The organism is Pedococcus soli (assembly GCF_054782575.1).
The window spans coordinates 1,029,320-1,048,089 of record NZ_BAAGSF010000004.1 but is presented as its reverse complement, the minus strand read 5'-3'; the positions used below and the strand labels follow the sequence as shown (position 1 = coordinate 1,048,089).

Here is an 18,770-nt window from a genome sequence, read left to right as displayed (position 1 = left end):
CTCCCAGCCGACAGCCGTTCAGCGTGTGGTGGTCCCGGTGGACGGCGCGCTCGCCGCCGCGTCGCGGATCCTGTCGGTGCCGTAGAGCCGTGAGACGAGGTCGGCGATGCTCTCCTCGGTCCACCAGGAGGGGGCCGGGACGTCGTCCGCCGACTCCGAGAACGCCCCACCGGCCGGGCCCTGGTTGGCGACGTTGACCGTCACGTGCACCGCCCGGCCGAACCTCGCCGCCGGGAAGTCGTAGCTCTGGACGAAGTTGCCCCCGCCGTTCTGCGTCACCCGCTCGACCTCGCCGGGGATCCCGGGCAGGGTCACCTTCTCCGGTGCCGCCGGGACCATCCCCCTCGCCTCCGTCGTCGTCGGAGCCACGACGACCGACAGGTGCACGTCGCGCTTGCCGCGCTCGGTGCTCACCAGCTGCTCCAGCACCTGGGTGCCCTCCTGGTATGCCGAGGCCTCCGCCTGCTCGACCGCACCCGCCGAGCCGGTCACCTCGCGCGACCACTGCTGCACCTCACCCAGGCAGCCGGGTTCGCTCGCGCAGCCCACGTGCGGGAGGCCGCGGGACGAGACCAGGCCCTTGGCCTTCGCAGCCATCGCCGCCGATCCGTGGATGCGGGTCACGAGGTCGGCGACCGTGTCAGCCGACCACCAGTCGGGCGACTGCACCGTCCTGGACGACCGTGAGTACGCGCCATCGGGGCTGCCGTGGTTGGCGACGTCCACCTGGACGGACAGGGCTCGGGCGAAGTCGCCACGGTCCACGCTGAACCGCTCGGTGACGGTACCGGGGCCGGGGATGTCCCGGCGGCTGGCGACGACCGGGATGCCCGGTAGGGCCGTCGCGTTGCGGATCAGGTTGATCGCGGCCTCGCTGTCGGGCGCGGTGGTGCTCGGCGAGAGCACGACCTTGAGGTCGACGTCCTGCTCGCCCGCGGTCGAGCTGACCCGTTGCGCCAGGACGAGGGTCCCCGTCTCGAAGCTCTCGTCCGACAGGATCCTGACCTGCGCCGTCGACCCGGTGACCTCCCGCGACCACTGCTGTACCACCACCGCACAGGTGGACGGCTTGCTGGCACACCCGGGATAGGTCACGGCAGGCGTCGTGGTCGTCGTCCTGGCCGGCTCGACAGGCTGCCGGTCGGCCGTCGACGCACCTCCGAGGACGGTCGTGGCGCCGACACCGATCACGGCCACGGCGGCCACCGCCCCCGCCACCGTGCCGATCGTCCGGTGCCGGCTGCGACGCCGTCCGCCCGCCACGATGTCGTCGACCGTGAAGGGGGCCGGGCCGAGGTCCTCGGTGTAGAGCGCCCGCAGCCCCTCAGGGGCGCGGTCCATCATGTCCGTGGTCATCACAGCTTCCCTTCGTTCGTCACCGGGGTCAGCACCGCACGCAGTGCGCGCAGGCCGTCGCTCGTCGTGCTCTTGACGGTGCCCTCGGAGCAGGCCATCAGCACCGCCACCTCGGCCACGGGCAGGTCCTCGAGGTGCCGGAGCACCACCGCCATCCGCTGGCGCGGCGGCAGGGAACCGAGGGCGGCTCGCAGGTCCAGCCGGTCGTCGACGCCCTCCGCAGGAGCCACCTGGTGCTCGCCGGCGTCCGCCGTCGACCGCTCCCGCGTCCACCAGTGCCGCCGCTGCTCGGAGATCAGGGACCGCACCAGCACGGTCCGGGCGTATGCGTGCAGGTCCTCCACACCGTGCACCCGAACCCACGCGCCGTACATCTTCTCCAGCGTGGTCTGCACGAGGTCGTCGGCGCGGTGCGGGTCGCGAGAGAGCGCCATCGCAACCCGCCGCAGCCGCGGGATCGCCGCCGCGGCGAACTCCCTGAACTCGTCCTCGAGCACCGCCCGCACGGGCACCTCCCCCTCACCACACCGGACACGTCACCCATCAGAACGCGTCGAACCCCACGATCGGTTGGGTCACCTTGGCACACCTGTGACGACGCTCCGCCTTGACTTGAAGTCCACTTCATCTTTGAGGATGGCGGGCATGTCCACCGACACGGCGCAGAGCCGACCCACCGACCGGCCCCCGAGCCTGTTCACCCGAGCGCACCTCCCCTTCGCCATCGGGGCGGTGGCGCTCGTGACGCTCGGGGCGTTCGAGAACCGCGCGACGACGACGGTGCTGCCCACCGTCGCCCGCGACCTCGACGGGCTGTGGCTGTTCGGTGCGGCCAGCGCCGCGCCGCTCGTGTCGTTCGTCCTCGCCACCGTTGTCGCCGGCGCCTGGGCCGACCACCGCGGACCCGTCCGCCCCCTGCTGGCCGGGATGGCGGTCTTCGTCGCCTCCCAGGTCCTCATGGCCGTCGCCCCCGGTATGGCGCTGTTCACCGTGGGGCGGTTCGGCTCCGGCATCAGTGAGGCGTTCATGGACGTGTCGCTCACGGTCCTGCTCGCGCGGGCACTGCCAGAGGCCTTGCGGGCCAAGGTCTTCGCCGCGTTCGCAGCGGCCTGGGTGCTTCCCTCCCTGCTCGGGCCGCCGGTGGCCGGGCTCCTGGCGCAGACCTGGTCGTGGCGATCCGTCTTCGCCGTCGGCATCGCCCTCATGGTGCCGGCCGCCCTCCTGCTCCGACCGTCGATGCGCGCCTCCTCGGCGGCCACCGGTCCTGCCACGCCGTGGACGGGACAGGAGCACCGAGCCGTGCGGGCAGCGGCCCTCGCCGCGGTGGGGCTCGGCGCCCTGACCGCTGGGGGGTCCCTCTTCGGTGGCAGCAGCACCGCCCGAGTCCTCGGCCTCAGCCTGGTGGCCGCCGGACTCGCCTGCACCGTCCCGGCGGTGCGCGCCGTGCTGCCGGCCGGCACGCTGCGGCTCGTCCACGGCATACCGGCCCTCGTGGCGTTGCGTGGGCTCGTCGCCGCGGCGTTCGGGACCGCGGGGAGCCTGCTGCCCCTCATGCTCACGACCATCCACCACCTCGGGCCGGCCGCCGCGGGCGTGAGCCTCACGGTGACGGGGCTGTGCTGGGCGGCGGGTTCGCAGCTGCACGGGCTCGACGCGGTGCAGCGACGGGTGGGGGCCGTGCGGCGGCTGCAGGTCGGGTTCGCCCTCATCACCGTCGGGATCGCCGGACCCGCCCTGAGCAGCCTCGGGCTGCTCCCGGTCGCACCCGGACTCGTGCTGTGGGGGGTCGCCGGGCTCGGCATGGGGATCGTGTCGCCGACGCTGTCGACCCAGCTGCTCCTTCTCGCACCCGTGTCCGACCAGGGCCGGATCACCGCTGCGTCGAGCCTGACCGCGTCGGTGGCCCAGGCCGTGGCGCTGGCCGGCGCCGGCGCGCTGATCGCCTGGCAGGCCCCGGCACTGCCCGGGTGGCTCTTCGCCGCCGTGATGGTGGGCAGTGCAGCGATCGGGGCCCTGGGGTGGGCCGCCGCCCGCCGAGCCGGGTAGACCGTGCCGCTCAGTCGGCGGGGTCGTCAGCCGACGTGGAGCTCGTCGCGCTCGGCCGCCAGGGCGATGTCGGTGCGGTGGTGGGACCCGTCGAGCTCGATCGAGGCCACCCCCTCGTAGACCCGTTCCCGGGCCTGGCTGAGGCTCTCCCCGAGGGCCACGACCGACAGCACGCGGCCGCCCGCCGAGACCAGCGTGCCGTCGTCGGCGCGGCCGGTACCGGCGTGCAGGACGTAGACGGTCGGCACCTCGGTGGCGGCCTCGATCCCGGTCACGGGGTCTCCCGTACGCGGGGTGCCGGGGTAGTTGTGCGAGGCGACGACGACCGTCACCGCGTGCTGCGGCGACCAGTGCAGCGCGCCGACCTCGGCCAGCCGTCCGGTGGCCGCTGCCAGGAGCAGCCCACCCAGGGGGGTCTGCAGCCGCGCCAGCACCACCTGGGTCTCCGGGTCGCCGAACCGCGCGTTGAACTCGATCACCCGAGGACCACGGCTCGTCAGCGCCAGCCCGATGAACAGCACCCCGGAGAACGGCGTCCCGCGGCGGCGCATCTCGTCGACGGTCGGCTGGGCGACGCGGGTGACGAGCTCGTCGACCATCGAGGCCGGCGCCCAGCCCAGCGGGGAGTAGGCACCCATGCCGCCGGTGTTGGGGCCGCGGTCCTCGTCGAAGACCCGCTTGAAGTCCTGCGCCGGAGCCAACGGCACGACCGTCTCCCCGTCGCAGAGGACGAACAACGACACCTCCGGCCCGTCGAGGAACTCCTCGACGACCACCCGCCCGTCCTCCTTGGCGAGGCAGCCCCGGGCGTGCTCGAGGGCGGCGTCACGGTCGTCCGTGACGACGACGCCCTTGCCCGCGGCGAGGCCGTCGTCCTTGACCACGTATGGCGCGCCCATGGCGTCGAGCGCGTCGGCCACCTCGTCCTCGGTCGCGCACACGCGGGCGAGGGCCGTCGGCACCTCGGCGGCAGCCATGACCTCCTTCGCAAAGGCCTTGCTGCCCTCGAGGCGGGCTGCCTCCGCGGATGGGCCGAAGACGGGGAATCCGGCCGCGCGCACCACGTCGGCCACTCCGGCGACGAGCGGGGCCTCCGGGCCGATGACCACGAGGCCGACCGAGTGCCGGCGCGCCAGCTCGACCACACCGTCGCCGTCGAGCAGGCCTGCGGGGAGCGGCTCGCACAGGGCCACGGCGTCCATGCCGGGGTTGCCGGGAGCCACCACCACGGCGTCGACGTCCGGGTCCGCGCCGAGCGCCTTGACGATGGCGTGCTCACGAGCACCGGACCCGACGACGAGAACCTTCACGCGCCCAGCGTAGAGAACCGGGCGGGAGATGAGTGCGCGGCGTCCCGGGGAGGCAGGGGGGACATTCTCCCGGGGACGCCGCGCAGCCGACGTGCGGTCGCCTGGCGGGGGAACCTGCGACCGGGCACGTGGGTCGACGAATCGACTCCGACCAGATTGGACCATGACGGGTCCGCACGTAAAGCCTCGACGTGGCGGACTTGCGCCATTGACGGGATCTCGCCAACACAGCACCATGGGTCGCGGCCACTCACCTCGGACCGAGGAGCAGCGCATGGGCAGGACCTCGTGAGCGACGCCGTCGACGCCCTGGGACTCGGCAACCACGACAGCGACGGTGGCGGCGTGGTGACGCGGGTCTACCTCGCTGCGCTGCAGCACCCGGAGCCGACCCGGTCCCTGCTCGTGGCGCAGGGGATGAAGGCGCCCCTCGTCGACCACTCGTTGGAGGTGCTGCAGGAGCGCGGCCTCGTGCGGCTCCAGGCCGGTGGTGTCATCGAGGTCATCCCGCCCGACATCTCCCTGCCGACCCTGGCCCTCAGCTACGAGCGGCGCGCGCGGGAGACACGGTCGGCGGCGCACGAGCTCGCGCAGGTCTTCTTCCAGGCCCGGGCCGCGACGACGACCCCCGACGCGGGCACCATACGCATCCTCGCCTCGCTGGACGAGATGGCGGCGGTGACGGCCGAGGCCGTGGCGGCAGGGACGGAGATCGTCCGTGTCTTCCGCGCACCGTCGCCACGGACGGACGCCATCTTCGACAGCCCGATGCACAGCCACGAGGAGCCGAGCAGGGGCGCCGGCGGGATCGTCCTCGACATGGCCTCGGTGTACGACTCCCGCATCCTGGAGATCCCCGACGCTCTCACCATCCTCGAGGCCCGGGAGCGCGGCGGGGAACGCTTCCGCCTCACGACCAGCGTCCCGTTCTCCTGCGTGATCGTCGACGAGTCGGCCGCCATCGTGGACGTCAGCTCGTTCGACCCGACGGGGTTCGGGTCGGCGCTCGTGCGGGCGCGGGCGATGGTCCTGGCGCTGATCTCGCTGTTCGACCACCTGTGGACGCTCGGTTCGCCGTTGCAGCGCGCGGGGACGGGCAGCGCCGCCGAGCAACGCGACCAGCTCATCCTGTCGCTGCTCGCGGCCGGCGCGCCCGATGCGACGATCGCCCGCCAGACCGGCGTCTCCCAACGCACCGTGGAGCGGCGGGTGCGCGCGCTCATGGACCAGCTCGGCGCCGGGACCCGGTTCCAGGCCGGCGTCCAGGCAGGGAGGCGGGGCCTGATCTGAGGCCCGGCGTGGGATGGCGCGAAGACGCCCGGGGACGCGGGGCTAGACTCGTGCGTTCTCTGCGGGACGAGCAGGCCGTTCGACAAGAAAGTCACCACCGTGACCGCTCCGGATCACCAGTCCTCCACCTCCAACAAGGCGACCACCGCCGAGGTGGCGCGCGAGATCGCCGTCGAGCAGGCGCACGTCGACGTCGTCTACGCCGAGCTCGCGAAGGCCAAGCTCCGGGCGGGCCTGGTCGAGACCGACGGGCTCGCGCGGGGGCGCACCGACCGCACGGGCGACGTCCGGGACGAGGAGCTGACCGGGCTGTTCGAGCGCGACGCCCTGGTGTTCAACGCCGCCCGACGCCGCTCGACCCTCGACACGCAGTTCGAGGGCCTGGTGTTCGGCCGGCTCGACCTCGACCACGCCCTGTCCAAGGAAGGCGCCGACAGCGACCGCGAGACCCGCTACATCGGCCGGCTCGGCGTCCGCGACGACGACTACGAGCCGCTGGTCGTCGACTGGCGCGCGCCGGCAGCGGCGGCCTTCTACCGCGCCACCCCCGTGGAGCCGATGGACGTCCTGCGCCGCCGGGTGCTGCGCTGCAAGGGCCCTGACGTCGTCGGCGTCGAAGACGACCTCATGGTGGCCGAGGCACCGGACGACCTCGTCGTGGTCGGCGACGGCGCCCTGCTCGCGGCGCTGACCCGCAGCCGCGGCGCCCAGATGCGCGACATCGTCGCCACGATCCAGCGCCACCAGGACGAGGCCATCCGCGCCTCCGCCCGCGGCATCACCGAGATCACCGGCGGACCCGGTACCGGCAAGACGGTCGTCGCCCTGCACCGGGCCGCCTACCTGCTCTACTCCGACCGGCGCCGCTTCGAGAACGGCGGGATCCTCGTCGTCGGGCCGTCGTCGGCCTACACCGCCTACATCGAGCGCGTGCTCCCCTCGCTCGGCGAGGAGTCGGTGACGCTGCGCTCCCTCGGCGACGTCGTGGACGGGGTCACCGCGGTGCGCCTCGACAGCCCCCAGGTCGCGGCGGTCAAGGGGTCCCTGCGCGTGCGACGCCTCCTGTCGAGGGCCGCCGCCGACAGCCCTCCCGGTGCGCCGACACAGTTCCGGGCGTTCGTGGGCGGCAACGCCGTCCGCATCGACACCCCTGCCCTCGACCGCATCCGCGCCCAGGTCCTGCGCAGCCACCAGCGCAACCTGGCGGCCAAGGCCGTCCGCGCGCAGCTGGCCGAGGCCGCCTGGAACAGCGTCCGTGAGGGCGACCGGGGCGAGTTCATGGACCACTTCGAGGACCACCTCGAGGTGGACGCCTTCCTCGAGCGCTGGTGGCCCCAGGTCGACCCGCGCGAGGTCCTGCTCTGGCTCGCCGACCCCGAGCTGGCCACCCGCCACGGGCGCGGTGTGCTGACCACTCACGAGTGCGAGGCGTTCGCAGCCTCCATGCGGGAGGCCCTGCGGACCGGGACCTGGTCCGTGGCCGACGCAGCCCTCGTCGACGACCTGGCCGCCCGCATGGGGTCGGTCCAGGAAGCCGCGGTCGAGGAGCGCGGCTTCTACGAGATCGAGGAGCTCGACGACGTCTCGCAGTTCGGCGTCGCGGAGGTGCGGGCCACCCGGCAGTCGGGAGCGGGCTCGGCCAACGCCTGGTCCCGGATCGCCGTCACCGACCCGCGCGAACGGCTGCTGCAGGGACGGGTCGAGGGCCCCGGCGAGTACGCCCACGTCCTCGTCGACGAGGCGCAGGACCTCTCCCCCATGCAGTGGCGCATGCTCGGCCGCCGCGGCCGCTACTCGTCGTGGACCGTGGTCGGCGACGCCGCGCAGGCCTCGTGGCCCGACGCCGCCGAGTCGGGGCGCGCCCGGGAGGAGGCGTTCGGCACGCAGGAGCGACGGCTGTTCCACATGGACACCAACTACCGCAACGCTCGCGAGATCTTCGACTACGCGGCTTCGGTCGTGAAGGCGCAGGTCCCCGACGCCGACATCCCGCAGGCCGTCCGTGAGACCGGCGCGCACCCCCTCGACCTCACGGTCGGCGACGGCGACTGGGCGGCGGTGGCCACCGAGGCCGTCGAGGTGCTGCTCGGCGAGGTCGAGGGCTCGATCGCCGTGATCACCCCGGAACGCCACCACTCGGCGCTGGCCGCCGTCGGCGAGCTCGGCGACCGCGTGGTCGTCATCGACCCGATGTCCACCAAGGGCCTCGAATACGACGCCACGGTCGTCGTCGACCCGGACGAGATCACGGCCGAGTCACCCGGTGGCGTGCGGGTCCTCTACGTCGCGCTGACCCGAGCCGCGCACCGCATGACCGTCCTGCGACCCGCCTGACAGGTCGAGCCCGCCTGTCCTGCAGCAACCTCTGCTAGCAGAGGTTGCTGCAGCGGGGTCACGCTGCTGCCTACGGCTCGGGCAGCAACCTGTGCTGAGTGAGGCGCAGGGCCGAGGGTCAGTCGCCGAGCAGGGAGTGGCGGCTGATGATCTCGTCGCGGCCGGGGCCGACACCGATCGCGGAGACGCGGGCGCCGATGAGCTCCTCGAGGCGCAGCACGTAGGCCTGCGCGTTCGCCGGCAGGTCCTCGAACCTGCGGCACTCGGTGATGTCCTCCCACCAGCCCGGCAGCTCCTCGTAGATCGGCTTCGCGTGGTGGAAGTCGGTCTGGTTGACCGGCATCTCGTCGTGCCGCACCCCGTCGACGTCGTAGGCGACGCAGACCGGCACGGTGTCGAGACCCGTGAGCACGTCGAGCTTGGTGATGACGAAGTCGGTGGTGCCGTTGATCCGGGTGGAGTAGCGGCCGACCACGGTGTCGACCCAGCCGCAGCGACGCGGGCGGCCGGTGGTCGTCCCGAACTCGGCCCCCGTCTTGCGCAGGAACTCGCCGTTGGCGTCGAACAGCTCTGTGGGAAAGGGCCCCTCGCCGACACGGGTCGAGTACGCCTTGAGGATCGCGATGACCCGGTCGACGCGGGTCGGCGGGATGCCGGAACCGGTGCAGGCGCCACCGGCGGTCGCGTTGGACGACGTGACGAACGGGTAGGTGCCGTGGTCGACGTCGAGCAGGGTCGCCTGGCCGGCCTCGAGCAGCACCGTCTTGCCCTCGTTGAGCGCCTTCTCGAGGACCAGGGAGGTGTCGGCGACCATGGGACGCAACCGCTCGGCATACCCGAGGAGCTCGTCCATCACCTCGTCGACCTCGACGGCGCGACGGTTGTAGATCTTGGCGAGGATCTGGTTCTTGAAGGCCAGGGCGGCCTCGACCTTCTGGCGCAGGATCTTCTCGTCGAAGAGGTCTTGGACGCGGATCCCGTTGCGGGACATCTTGTCGGCGTAGGTGGGGCCGATGCCGCGACCGGTCGTGCCGATCTTGCGCGAGCCGAGGAAGCGCTCGGTGACCTTGTCGAGGACCCGGTTGTACGGCGCGATGATGTGCGCGCTCGCACTGACGAGCAGGCGCGAGGTGTCGACGCCGCGGGCCTCGAGCCCGTCGAGCTCTTCGAACAGGACTGCGAGGTCGACCACCACGCCGTTGCCGATGACGGGGGTGCAGGTCGGCGTGAGGATTCCGGAGGGCAGCAGGTGCAACGCGTACTTCTCGCGCTTGCCGTCCTTCTCGATGACGATCGTGTGACCGGCGTTGTTGCCACCATTGAACTTCACGACGTAGTCGACGTCGCTGCCCAGGAGGTCGGTCGCCTTGCCCTTGCCCTCGTCGCCCCACTGCGCGCCCACGAGCACGATTGCCGGCATACCAGCACCTCTTCCATCACTACGGTTGTCCTGCGGTCATGCAGCGAGCCCCTCGCGTACAGCGCGGGGCCCGTACCGGTGAAGGCTACCGGTCCGTGGGGAGGCCGGGCACCGGCGACCACGCAGCCGTGGCGTCGGCCCCGCCGCGCCGGCTGCGGCGGGGCCGATGGGCACCGTCAGGACCCGCGGGGCGAGATCTCCCCCATCGGACCGAAGCCGGTCACCTCGTCCGCGTCGACGTAGATGATCTGCGGCTGGGCCGAGACGATGTCCGGCATCTCGGTCATGAACCGCGCGACGTGCTCCTGGCCCATGTGCTCCCGGCCGGCGTCCGAGTCACGGAAACCCTCGATGCAGACGTACGTCTGCGGCTCCGTGAGGCTCTTGGAGAACTCGAAGAACACGCACCCGGGCTCCTCGTTGACGGCCTTCGCGTAGAAGGACGACAGCTCGCCCCACTCGTCGAGCTTGTCCTCGCGGATCGGGAACTTCACGGTGATGAGAATCATCGGGTTCGCTCCTTGGGTAGGGGTTGGACTGACCTAGGCCGCGGCCTGGGCCGGGGCGACCGGGGGCTCGGTCGTCCGCGTGCGTCCGTCCACGGCCACCTGCAGCCGGGTACCGAGCACCCCGGACGCCCAGCCGAGCAGGGCACCCACCACGAGGGCGATCGCCGTGGGCCAGAAGGAGAAGGCCGTGCCGAAGTAGGCGGCGGCGCCGACGAACGCCCCGGGGATGAACGAGAGCGTCGACCATCCTGCCTGCAGGCACATGAGGGCGGCCACGACGCCCACGGCGATGGCGAGGGCGCCGGGGAACGACGCCACACCGATGAACGCGGCGACCAGCCAGCCGTACGCCAGCCCGGACAGGTTTGCCGCGAGGCCGCGGGTGAAGCCCACGCGCCCCGTGCCGGCGGCGAAGTAGCAGGCCCAGGCGAGGAACCCGACCCAGGTCACGAGGTCGAGACTGACGCTGACCTGGGTCCAGACTGCTGCGAGGACGCCGATCGACACGGCGACGCCGAGGTAGTTCTTCATGACGGACTCCTTTGTCCGAGTGGTGGGTGGGGCTCCGGCCGGGTCACGGCACGAGGATGGCGCGCCCGCGGACGTCGCCGTTGTCGAGGTCGGTGACCGCCTGCTGGAAGTCGTCGAGCGCGTACTTCTGGGTGTGCAGCGTGACCGCCCCGGTCGCCGCCAGGGCCATCAGGTCCTGGAGGTCGTTGTAGGACCCGACGAGGTTGCCGACGACGTTCTTCTCGGTGGAAACGAGATCGATGGTGGGGACGTCGACGTTCTCGCCGTAGCCGACGACGTGGTAGTCGCCGGCCTGTCGGGTCATGGCGATGCCCTCGGAGGTCGATCCGTTCTCCCCGACGAAGTCGACGACCACCTCGGCGCCGAAGCCACCGGTCAGCCCGAGCACCGCGTCCACCTGGCCGCCGTCGGCGAGCACTCCCTCGTGAGCCCCGATCGTGGTCGCCAGGTCCAACGCCGCCTGGTTGCGGTCGACGACGACGAGACGGGCGGGCGAGAGGGCCCGGAGGACCTGGATGCCGATGTGCCCCAGGCCTCCTGCGCCGATGACCACGCACGTGTCGCGCGGGGTCAGGCGGCGGGCCGCCTTGGCAGCGGCGTGGTACGCCGTGAGCCCGGCGTCCGCGAGTGCGGCCACGTCGGCGGGCTCGAGGGAGTCGTCGATGCGGACGACGGAACGGGCGGACGTGAGCAGGTACTCGGCATACCCCCCGTTGGTGCTGATGCCGGGGAAGGCGTTGTTCTCGCAGTGGACGTCGTCGCCGGAGCGGCAGGCGCGGCAGAGGCCGCAGGTGATGAGGGGATGGAGGATGACCTTGTCGCCCTCCTTGACGTTCGTCACGGCCGAGCCCACCGCGTGCACCCACCCGGCGTTCTCGTGGCCGATCGTGTAGGGCAGGGTCACCTGGGACTTCTCGGCCCACTGACCCTCGAGGATGTGCAGGTCGGTACGACACACTCCGGCTCCGCCGATCCGGACGACGACGTCCCACGGACCCTGCGCCTCGGGCACGGGGACCTCGGTCATCTCGAGCTTCTCGTGGTAAGCGACGACCTGGACGGCTCGCATGGTGCTCATCGGGGAATCTCCTTCACGGTCACGGGGATCAGGTGGTGGTGGTCTGCCGGCTCCGCACCGTCGGGGCGAGGCGCCTGGTCCGCACCCGACCCCTCGTAGCGGGTCCGCAGCAGACCCCGGCAGAAGTGCGCATTGCCGTCGATCGAGATCCGGGTCGACCGTGCCCGGCGCAGTGCCATCGGCACCTCGTCCGGCGAGTACCCGCGACCCTCGTGGTCGACGAGCACCAGCGCGTCGGGGTCGTCGGGCAGGCCGAGGGCCTCCCGCCGGCGCAGCAGCGCCTCGGTCGTGCGACCCGGACCCAGGTGTCGCAGCCGGACCGAACCCACCATGCTCTCGGGCAGGGTGGGTTTCGAGCGCAGGAGCTCGGTCAGCACCCGCTCCGCGGCGGCCGTGTGGGCCTTGCGACGGAAGGTCATCCGCAGCTCGTCGAGGCTGCTCTCCGCCTCGTGGCCGAAGGTGCCGACGTACCCGGCATCGGCGGCCAGCCCGGCGTTGATGAGGGCCGAGTCGTGGTGGTCGTCGAGCTCGACGACCACCACGCCGACACCGTCGAGTGCGCTGAGGGCGTCCTTGGCGTCGGAGGCCATGAGGTAGGCGAAGTTCGGCGAGCAGAACGACGTGGGCAGCCGCAGGTGGACCGTGACGTCGTCGCCGTCGATGTCGACCGAGCGGACGAAACCGAGGTCGGTGACCGGTTCGTCGAGCTCGGGGTCGATGACGGTGTCGAGGGCGCGGCGGACGACAGCCCTCGACACCGTCGGCCGGTCGGTGAGGACGGTCATCGCTCAGACCGTCGCCAGGTCGGCCGCGGCCGGGTCGCGCGGGCCGGTCTCGGTGGTGTCGGCCTCCGGGAGGCGCAGCTCCGCGGGCACCTCGATGCCGTACATCTTCGCCGCGTTGAGACCGAGGATCTTCTTCTTCTGCGCGGTCGTGAGCGGGGCGTACTCCGTCAGGTCCGCAGGGATCTGGAAGTCGACGAACTGCTCCACGAGCCACTTCGGGGTCCAGATCGCGTAGTCGCTGGAGAAGAAGATCCGGTCCTCGCCGATCCAGTAGAGGAGCTCGCCGAGGATCTGTGCGAAGTAGCGCGGGCGGGTGTGCATGAAGGGCATCGCGACGGCCAGGCCGCCGTAGACGTTCGGCTCCTGCGTCGCGATCCAGCAGAAGTCCTCCAGGCGGGGGAGGCCGACGTGCTCGACGATGAAGTTGAGGTCGGTGAAGTCCGTTGCCACGGCGTCGATGTCCGCCACGTCGAAGGCGTCCCGGTCGAGCGGGCGGATCGTGGGGCCCTTGTGCACGTGGATGTTGGTGACACCGAGCTTGCGGCACTCCTCGAGGTACCGGTAGGCCCAAGGGTCGGTGAGCTTCCAACCCCGGGACTCACCGTGCCACTCGGCCGTGTACAGCTTCACTCCGGTGAACTTCATCGCCTCGTGGTCGGCGCGCAGCTGGTCCAGCCCCTGCTCGCCGTTGCGCGGGTCGAAGTTGTGGTTGTACGTGAGCCTGGTCGGGTTGGCGGCGGCGAGCTCGTACGCCTCCTTCGTCTGACCGAAGCCGGTGTTGTAGAACTCGGTCAGCGCTGCCGGCTGGAAGATCGCGTGGTCGACGTACCCGTCCTCGAAGAGGTCCTTCATGAGGCGCTGGCCGCCCTGGTAGAGGTAGTCCTCGTAGCTCCACACCTCGCCCTCGGGGGACAGGTTTCGGTGGTAGTCGTAGAAGCAGTCGATGAACTGCTTGCCGTGCTCGTTGCGCAGGTTCTCCGGACGCGCGTCCCACAGGGCGATGTGCGCGTCGACGATGAAGTAGCTCTCGCCGTCCTTGGTGTACATGGACTTCTCCTTCCCGCGACCTCGTCGTCGCGGACCGTTCCCCTGACGTCGTCGTCCCGGGTGCTCCCGAAGTTAGGCAGGCATCGATCCGGCCGGGAGGGGGTCGGCGTCTCAATGTGAGACGACCCGCTCGTCTCACATTGAGACGGCGACCCTCGTCATCCGGGCGTGGCGGAGCTACCGTCGGACCAGCGAGAGGAGGTCGAGGGTGACCGCCGAGGACGACGCGGCCCTGCCGCAGCGCGCGACCGCGCCCCCGGGCGTGGGCGCGGTCGCCGCGCCGTCCAAGCGCCTGCTCGCGTCGTGGCGCCGCAGCGCGGAGTACGGCGTGTCCCTCGAGGAGGTCGAGCCTGTGTGGGCCGGGTCACCCGTGACCGACTCGCTGTTCAGCGAGTGCGGTCACGAGGTCCTCACCAACCTGTACCAGACCCTCGCCGACGAGCCGCTCAGCCTGATGCTGACCGACGCCGACGGCCTGGTGCTCAACCGCTTCTCGGGTGACACCAGCCTGCTGCGGGCGCTCGACAGGGTGCACCTCGCACCGGGGTTCGCCTTCTCGGAGCGGGAGGCCGGCACCAACGGCCTCGGCCTCGCGCTCGCCGACCGTTCGCCCACCCTGGTCCGCGCCGAGGAGCACTACAGCGCGAGCCTGTGCACCTACACCTGTGCTGCCGTGCCCGTGATCGACCCCGTCGGCGGCCAGCTCGAGGGCTGCGTCAACATCACGACGTGGTCGCGCTCCTCCGCGGGCCTGCTGCTCGCCCTGGCGGAGTCGGCCGCCAGCACCACCAGTGCGCTCATGCTCGCCCGGTCGAGCGGGCGCACGCCACGACCCGCGACCCGAGGCGGCGTCTTCCGGGTCCAGCGGGCACGGCTCGAGCCCGCGGCCGGGACCGTGCGGGCGATGTCGGCGCCGTGGGTGGATGCGCTCGACGCCGCCTGCGCGGCACTGCGCTCCGGCCGGGTCGTGGCCGCGGTGGGCGAGCCCGGGTCCGGGCGGGCGACGCTGCTGGGTCAGGCCCTGCGCCGGGCCCACCCACGGATCCGCATCCTCAGCGCCGACGTCCCGGCCCCCGAGGACGTCGAGGCCTGGTTGAGCCTCTGGACCCCAGAGCTCGCCAAGCCCGACACCGCGGTCGTCGTCGAGAACGTCGACCGCCTCCCCGCGTGGGCGGCCCACGAGCTGCGGCAGCGGGCGGTGGCCGCCCTGCAGCAGAGGTCTCCGGAGGGTGTGCACCCGTTGACGTGGGCGGTGACCGCCGTCGACCTCGACGCCGTTCCGGCGCCACTCGGCCCCTTGGTCGACACCGTCGTCCCGGTCCTGCCCCTGCGTGAACGGGGCGAGGACCTCCTGCTCCTCGCCAGGTGGGCCGCGCACCAGGCCCGGATGCGCGAGGTCGACTTCACCGCCGCCGCCGAGCAGGCGCTGCTCGCCCACGACTGGCCCGGCAACGTCGACGAGCTCGTCGCGGTCGTCCACGACGCCGCGACGAGGGCGGAGACCATCGACGTCCGCCACCTCCCGCCCGTCTTCTCCGCTCCCGGCGGGCACCGGCTGACGCGGATGGAGACGGTGGAGCGCGACGAGATCGTGCGCGTCATGGCCGGTCACCCCGCGTCGGTCGGGGACGCCGCCACCCGGCTCGGCATGAGCCGCGCAACGCTGTACCGCAAGTTGCGCTACTACGGGGTGACGCGGCCCGGCTGAGGTCCCGACGCCGAGGTCCCGACGCCGACGTCCCGACGCCTGAGGTCCCGACCGGCCCGGGTCGACGCCGCTCGCGAGAGGATGAAGGAGGTGAGGGCTACCGGTCCGTGGAGCGGTCGAGGGCGACGAGTCCGGCCCGCGCAGCGGCGACGCCGAGCTGGAACCGCGTCTGCACGCCGTACTGGTCCATCAGCTGCGCCATCCGCCGCCGGACGGTGCGCAGGCTGCACCCGAGGTAGCGCGCGATGGACTCGTCCTTCAGACCCAGCTCGAGCAGGCGGACCAGCTCGGCGTCGTCGTCGTTGCCCGGCCCCTCGGGCGCGATCGGCAGGGCCCGCGCGAACGAGCGGTCGAACAGGGCGGTGAACGCCGCGATGACCATGGGGTCCCGGATGAGGACGTAGTCGGCCGCGGGGTTGGCCCACTCCGCGACCGCGACCAGCGCCTGGTCGTCGAAGATGGCGAACTCGCTGGGCGGCACGAGGCTGACCCGTTGCTCCTCCCCGGCATCGGCCCACGACCGCACCCACGCCCGACCGGCCTCGCTGTCGAGGATGTCCATCGGGTAGATGGTCTGCTGGCGGAAGGCACCGCTGCTGATGAGGGACTGGGTGTTGCGGATGTTGTCGGCGTCGGTGCCCGAACCGATGTCGATGCTCAGGGCACAGTTGCGGGCGATGGTCGTGGTGGCGTCGATGAGGTGGCGCAGCAGTGGTGGCGCGAGGTGCGCGGGGAGCGCCTCGAGGACCACCTGCCCCCTGGCGGCCGAGGTCGCGGGGTGGGCGGCGAGCTCGAACAACGCGTAGCGCACCTCGGCCAGCTCGGCCCGACGCACCTCGAGGTTGCGCTCCCCGCGTTCGAGGATGCGGTGCATGCGCTCGAGCGGGTCCGCGAACAGGGCTTCGAGCTCGTGCGCGGGTACGTCCTTGCTGGTCACAGGCCCCTCCCCCGACATTTCGTCATCATCTGGCCATTGACACCATAGTGCCACCTGCCCGCCGGTACGGCAGGGCACAATGAGTCCGCCAGCTCGTCGAATCGGCAGGGGACGACCAGACGGGCGGTACGCAGGGCCGGTCTCCGGACCAGTCCGCAGGGGGGCGACGCCGGGGGGTGGGATCCGATGGATCCCACCCCCCGGCTTCACTGCGTGGGGCTTCGCTGGGGGCCCCTCCGCCGGTCCACCGATGCGTCACGACCGGGCAGCACGCACCCGTCACGACCACGGGGCACCCAACCCCACGGCCCCGTATGGCGTCGACGAGGGTGAGGGGGCACGCGCCCGGACCGCACGACAGGGGAGACCGATGACCAGCCAGCGCACGACCACCGCCCTGACCGCCACCGCGGGACTGCTCGTCGTGGGGGTGCTCGCTGCCTGCGGCAGCCCGGGTGGGGCGTCCGGCTCGTCGGCCACCTCGAACCCCTCGTCCACCACCTCGAGCCCCTCGTCCACCAGCTCGACCGCTGGACCGAGCCCCACGACGGTCACCGTCACCGTCACCGCCGGCTCCCCCACTCGCACCCCGCACATCGACCCGTCGCCCACCACGCCGCCGGCAGCCAAGGACGCCCCCGCCATCCCTCGATCGGCGCAGGACTACGGCACGGCGTTCGTCAAGGCCTGGGTCGACGACGACCGCACCCGGGCCGACCAGCTCGGGACCCCGGCGTCGGTCAAGGCGGCCTTCGCCAGCCGGGTCGACACCATGCCGAGGTTCGTCCGCTGCGAGGGGGCGGCCGGCTCGAGCTACTGCACCTGGCAGGGCGACGAGTACACGATGCAGGTTCGACTCCGCAACGACCTTGCCTCCCTGGGGCAGCCGCACGCGGTCACCGAGGTGGTCTTCCAGCACTGAGGGCGTGGGCGCCGTGCGCCCACGCCCTCGACGACCCGCCCACTGCGGGCAGGTCGGTGACCTAGAGGCCGAGCTCGCGCGCCCCGGTGGTCGAGGAGTCGCGCAGGAACTCGGTGCACCGGTGCTGCTCGTCGGTCTCGCCGATGGCTCCGGCGGCCTTGGCCAGCGCGGCGAGCGCACGCAGGAACCCGCGGTTGGGCTCGTGCTCCCACGGCACCGGGCCCTGCCCGCGCCAACCATTCTTGCGCAACGAGTCCAGGGCCCGGTGGTAGCCGGTGCGGGCGTAGGCGTAACCCTCGACGGTGCGGCCATCGGCGAGGGCGTCCTCGGCGAGCGTCGCCCAGGCGAGCGACGACGTGGGGTGCGCCGCGGCCACCTGGTCGGCAGCCACGCCGTCGTCCAGCAGGCGTGCTGCGGGGTCGACGGGCAGCCGGGTCTCGGGGATGCCGAGCAGGTTGTCGCTCATGCGTGGGTGCCGGCCGATCGCAGGTGCTGGCAGGCCTCGACGACCCGGGCAGCCATCCCGGCCTCGGCCTCCTTGCCCCAGGCACGCGGGTCGTACTGCTTCTTGTTGCCGACCTCCCCGTCGATCTTGAGGACACCCTCGTAGTTGGTCAGCATGTAGCCGGCCACGGGACGGGTGAAGGCGTACTGCGTGTCGGTGTCGATGTTCATCTTCACGACGCCGTAGTCGACCGCGGCCGCGATCTCCTCGGCGGTCGAGCCGGACCCACCGTGGAAGACGAGGTGGAACGGCTTCTCGTCGGCGGTGCCGAACTCCCGGTGCACGGCGTCCTGCGCGGCCTTGAGGACCTCGGGCTTGAGCTTGACGTTGCCCGGCTTGTAAACGCCGTGGACGTTGCCGAAGGTCAGGGCCGTCATGAAGTAGCCGTTCTCACCGGTGCCGAGGGCCTTGGCCGTGGCGATGGCGTCCTCCGGCGTGGAGTACAGCTTGTCGTTGATCTCGTTGGCGACCCCGTCCTCCTCGCCACCGACGACGCCGACCTCGATCTCGAGGATGACGTGGGCGGACTTGCAGGCGTCGAGCAGCTCACGTGCGATCGAGAGGTTCTCGTCGAGCGGCACGGCCGAGCCGTCCCACATGTGCGACTGGAACCACGGGGTGCCGCCGGCCTTGACCCGCTCGGCCGAGGCGGCCAGCAGTGGGCGCACGAACCCGTCGAGCTTGTCCTTGGGGCAGTGGTCGGTGTGGAGCGCGATGTTGACGTCGTAGTTCTTCGCGACCTCGTGCGCGTACGCGGCCAGCGCCAGCGAGCCGGCGACCATGTCCTTGACCGTCGGGCCGGAGAGGTACTCCGCGCCACCGGTCGAGACCTGGACGATGCCGTCGCTGCCGGCCTCGGCGAACCCGCGGATCGCGGCGTTGAGCGTCTGCGAGGACGACACGTTGATGGCGGGGTACGCGAAGGAGCCTGCCTTCGCGCGGTCCAGCATGTCGGCATACACCTCGGGGGTGGCGATGGGCATGGTCTCTCC

Annotated in this window: 17 protein-coding genes; 5 read left to right on the top strand and 12 right to left on the bottom strand. The window is 71.8% G+C overall.

Annotated features, from left to right (window positions below):
• Positions 1-18 precede the first annotated feature (18 nt).
• Both ACYVKF_RS11005 and ACYVKF_RS11000 read right to left on the bottom strand, forming a co-directional pair.
• Positions 19-1,356 carry a hypothetical protein gene (locus ACYVKF_RS11005; protein ID WP_460966442.1) on the bottom strand — a complete coding sequence of 446 codons (1,338 nt, stop codon included), beginning with the start codon at positions 1,354-1,356 and terminating at the stop codon, positions 19-21.
• Positions 1,356-1,862: a SigE family RNA polymerase sigma factor gene (locus tag ACYVKF_RS11000; protein WP_460966441.1), complete on the bottom strand. Its 507-nt coding sequence runs from the start codon at positions 1,860-1,862 to the stop codon at positions 1,356-1,358. The genes ACYVKF_RS11005 and ACYVKF_RS11000 overlap by 1 nt, the downstream gene beginning before the upstream one ends.
• Positions 1,863-2,001: 139 nt before the next feature.
• Here ACYVKF_RS11000 and ACYVKF_RS10995 point away from each other — a divergent pair, with 139 nt between their 5' ends.
• Positions 2,002-3,402, top strand: a complete 1,401-nt coding sequence (locus ACYVKF_RS10995; RefSeq protein WP_460966440.1) for an MFS transporter — start codon at positions 2,002-2,004, stop codon at positions 3,400-3,402.
• Positions 3,403-3,428: 26 nt separating this feature from the next.
• Here ACYVKF_RS10995 and purD read toward each other — a convergent pair whose 3' ends face one another.
• The gene (gene purD / locus ACYVKF_RS10990; RefSeq protein WP_460966439.1) at positions 3,429-4,712 is read right to left on the bottom strand and encodes a phosphoribosylamine--glycine ligase; all 1,284 of its coding nucleotides are present in this window, start codon (positions 4,710-4,712) and stop codon (positions 3,429-3,431) included.
• A 288-nt stretch (positions 4,713-5,000) separates the two neighbouring features.
• On the opposite strand from purD, the gene ACYVKF_RS10985 reads away from it, so the two are divergent.
• Together ACYVKF_RS10985 and ACYVKF_RS10980 are read left to right on the top strand one after the other, a co-directional pair.
• On the top strand, positions 5,001-6,002 hold the full coding sequence (locus tag ACYVKF_RS10985; protein ID WP_056916280.1) for a helix-turn-helix transcriptional regulator: 1,002 nt from the start codon (positions 5,001-5,003) through the stop codon (positions 6,000-6,002).
• A gap of 99 nt (positions 6,003-6,101) precedes the next feature.
• Complete coding sequence (locus ACYVKF_RS10980; protein WP_460966438.1) at positions 6,102-8,336, top strand: HelD family protein; 2,235 nt, start codon at positions 6,102-6,104, stop codon at positions 8,334-8,336.
• A 118-nt stretch (positions 8,337-8,454) separates the two neighbouring features.
• Here ACYVKF_RS10980 and ACYVKF_RS10975 read toward each other — a convergent pair whose 3' ends face one another.
• From ACYVKF_RS10975 to ACYVKF_RS10950, 6 genes are all read right to left on the bottom strand, one after another.
• Positions 8,455-9,756, bottom strand: a complete 1,302-nt coding sequence (locus tag ACYVKF_RS10975) for an adenylosuccinate synthase (protein ID WP_056916278.1) — start codon at positions 9,754-9,756, stop codon at positions 8,455-8,457.
• Positions 9,757-9,932: 176 nt separating this feature from the next.
• A complete protein-coding gene (locus tag ACYVKF_RS10970; RefSeq protein WP_460966437.1) occupies positions 9,933-10,265 on the bottom strand; it encodes a putative quinol monooxygenase in 333 nt (110 codons plus the stop codon).
• Between the two features lie 33 nt (positions 10,266-10,298).
• Positions 10,299-10,796: a DUF1097 domain-containing protein gene (locus ACYVKF_RS10965; RefSeq protein ID WP_056916276.1), complete on the bottom strand. Its 498-nt coding sequence runs from the start codon at positions 10,794-10,796 to the stop codon at positions 10,299-10,301.
• 43 nt (positions 10,797-10,839) lie between these two features.
• Positions 10,840-11,874 (bottom strand): NAD(P)-dependent alcohol dehydrogenase, encoded by a 1,035-nt coding sequence (locus ACYVKF_RS10960; RefSeq protein ID WP_200947809.1) that lies wholly within the window; start codon positions 11,872-11,874, stop codon positions 10,840-10,842.
• Positions 11,871-12,659 (bottom strand): iron-sulfur cluster assembly protein, encoded by a 789-nt coding sequence (locus ACYVKF_RS10955; protein WP_460966436.1) that lies wholly within the window; start codon positions 12,657-12,659, stop codon positions 11,871-11,873. Before ACYVKF_RS10955 ends, ACYVKF_RS10960 begins: the two co-directional genes overlap by 4 nt.
• Positions 12,660-12,662: 3 nt before the next feature.
• A complete protein-coding gene (locus tag ACYVKF_RS10950) occupies positions 12,663-13,706 on the bottom strand; it encodes an amidohydrolase family protein (protein WP_460966435.1) in 1,044 nt (347 codons plus the stop codon).
• 208 nt (positions 13,707-13,914) lie between these two features.
• Between ACYVKF_RS10950 and ACYVKF_RS10945 the strand changes: the two genes are divergently transcribed.
• Positions 13,915-15,414, top strand: coding sequence for an AAA-type ATPase lid domain-containing protein (locus ACYVKF_RS10945; RefSeq protein ID WP_460966434.1), 1,500 nt, complete (start codon positions 13,915-13,917; stop codon positions 15,412-15,414).
• A gap of 97 nt (positions 15,415-15,511) precedes the next feature.
• On the opposite strand, the gene ACYVKF_RS10940 is transcribed toward ACYVKF_RS10945, so the two are convergent.
• Positions 15,512-16,351, bottom strand: coding sequence for a helix-turn-helix transcriptional regulator (locus ACYVKF_RS10940; protein ID WP_056916274.1), 840 nt, complete (start codon positions 16,349-16,351; stop codon positions 15,512-15,514).
• Between the two features lie 370 nt (positions 16,352-16,721).
• On the opposite strand from ACYVKF_RS10940, the gene ACYVKF_RS10935 reads away from it, so the two are divergent.
• Positions 16,722-17,273 carry a hypothetical protein gene (locus ACYVKF_RS10935; protein WP_460966433.1) on the top strand — a complete coding sequence of 184 codons (552 nt, stop codon included), beginning with the start codon at positions 16,722-16,724 and terminating at the stop codon, positions 17,271-17,273.
• A 61-nt stretch (positions 17,274-17,334) separates the two neighbouring features.
• Here ACYVKF_RS10935 and ACYVKF_RS10930 read toward each other — a convergent pair whose 3' ends face one another.
• Positions 17,335-17,739, bottom strand: a complete 405-nt coding sequence (locus ACYVKF_RS10930; protein ID WP_056919354.1) for a DUF3151 domain-containing protein — start codon at positions 17,737-17,739, stop codon at positions 17,335-17,337.
• Positions 17,736-18,761, bottom strand: a complete 1,026-nt coding sequence (fbaA, locus tag ACYVKF_RS10925; RefSeq protein ID WP_056916271.1) for a class II fructose-bisphosphate aldolase — start codon at positions 18,759-18,761, stop codon at positions 17,736-17,738. Before fbaA ends, ACYVKF_RS10930 begins: the two co-directional genes overlap by 4 nt.
• Positions 18,762-18,770 lie beyond the last annotated feature (9 nt).

Bases quoted from the DNA above. Each gene is read 5' to 3' on its own strand.
- ACYVKF_RS11005 (WP_460966442.1), bottom strand. From the start codon at position 1,356: ATGACCACGGACATGATGGACCGCGCCCCTGAGGGGCTGCGGGCGCTC.
- ACYVKF_RS10995 (WP_460966440.1), top strand. From the start codon at position 2,002: ATGTCCACCGACACGGCGCAGAGCCGACCCACCGACCGGCCCCCGAGC.
- ACYVKF_RS10975 (WP_056916278.1), bottom strand. From the start codon at position 9,756: ATGCCGGCAATCGTGCTCGTGGGCGCGCAGTGGGGCGACGAGGGCAAG.
- ACYVKF_RS10970 (WP_460966437.1), bottom strand. From the start codon at position 10,265: ATGATTCTCATCACCGTGAAGTTCCCGATCCGCGAGGACAAGCTCGAC.
- ACYVKF_RS10965 (WP_056916276.1), bottom strand. From the start codon at position 10,796: ATGAAGAACTACCTCGGCGTCGCCGTGTCGATCGGCGTCCTCGCAGCA.
- ACYVKF_RS10960 (WP_200947809.1), bottom strand. From the start codon at position 11,874: ATGAGCACCATGCGAGCCGTCCAGGTCGTCGCTTACCACGAGAAGCTC.
- ACYVKF_RS10955 (WP_460966436.1), bottom strand. From the start codon at position 12,659: ATGACCGTCCTCACCGACCGGCCGACGGTGTCGAGGGCTGTCGTCCGC.
- ACYVKF_RS10950 (WP_460966435.1), bottom strand. From the start codon at position 13,706: ATGTACACCAAGGACGGCGAGAGCTACTTCATCGTCGACGCGCACATC.
- ACYVKF_RS10935 (WP_460966433.1), top strand. From the start codon at position 16,722: ATGACCAGCCAGCGCACGACCACCGCCCTGACCGCCACCGCGGGACTG.
- ACYVKF_RS10930 (WP_056919354.1), bottom strand. From the start codon at position 17,739: ATGAGCGACAACCTGCTCGGCATCCCCGAGACCCGGCTGCCCGTCGAC.
- fbaA (WP_056916271.1), bottom strand. From the start codon at position 18,761: ATGCCCATCGCCACCCCCGAGGTGTATGCCGACATGCTGGACCGCGCG.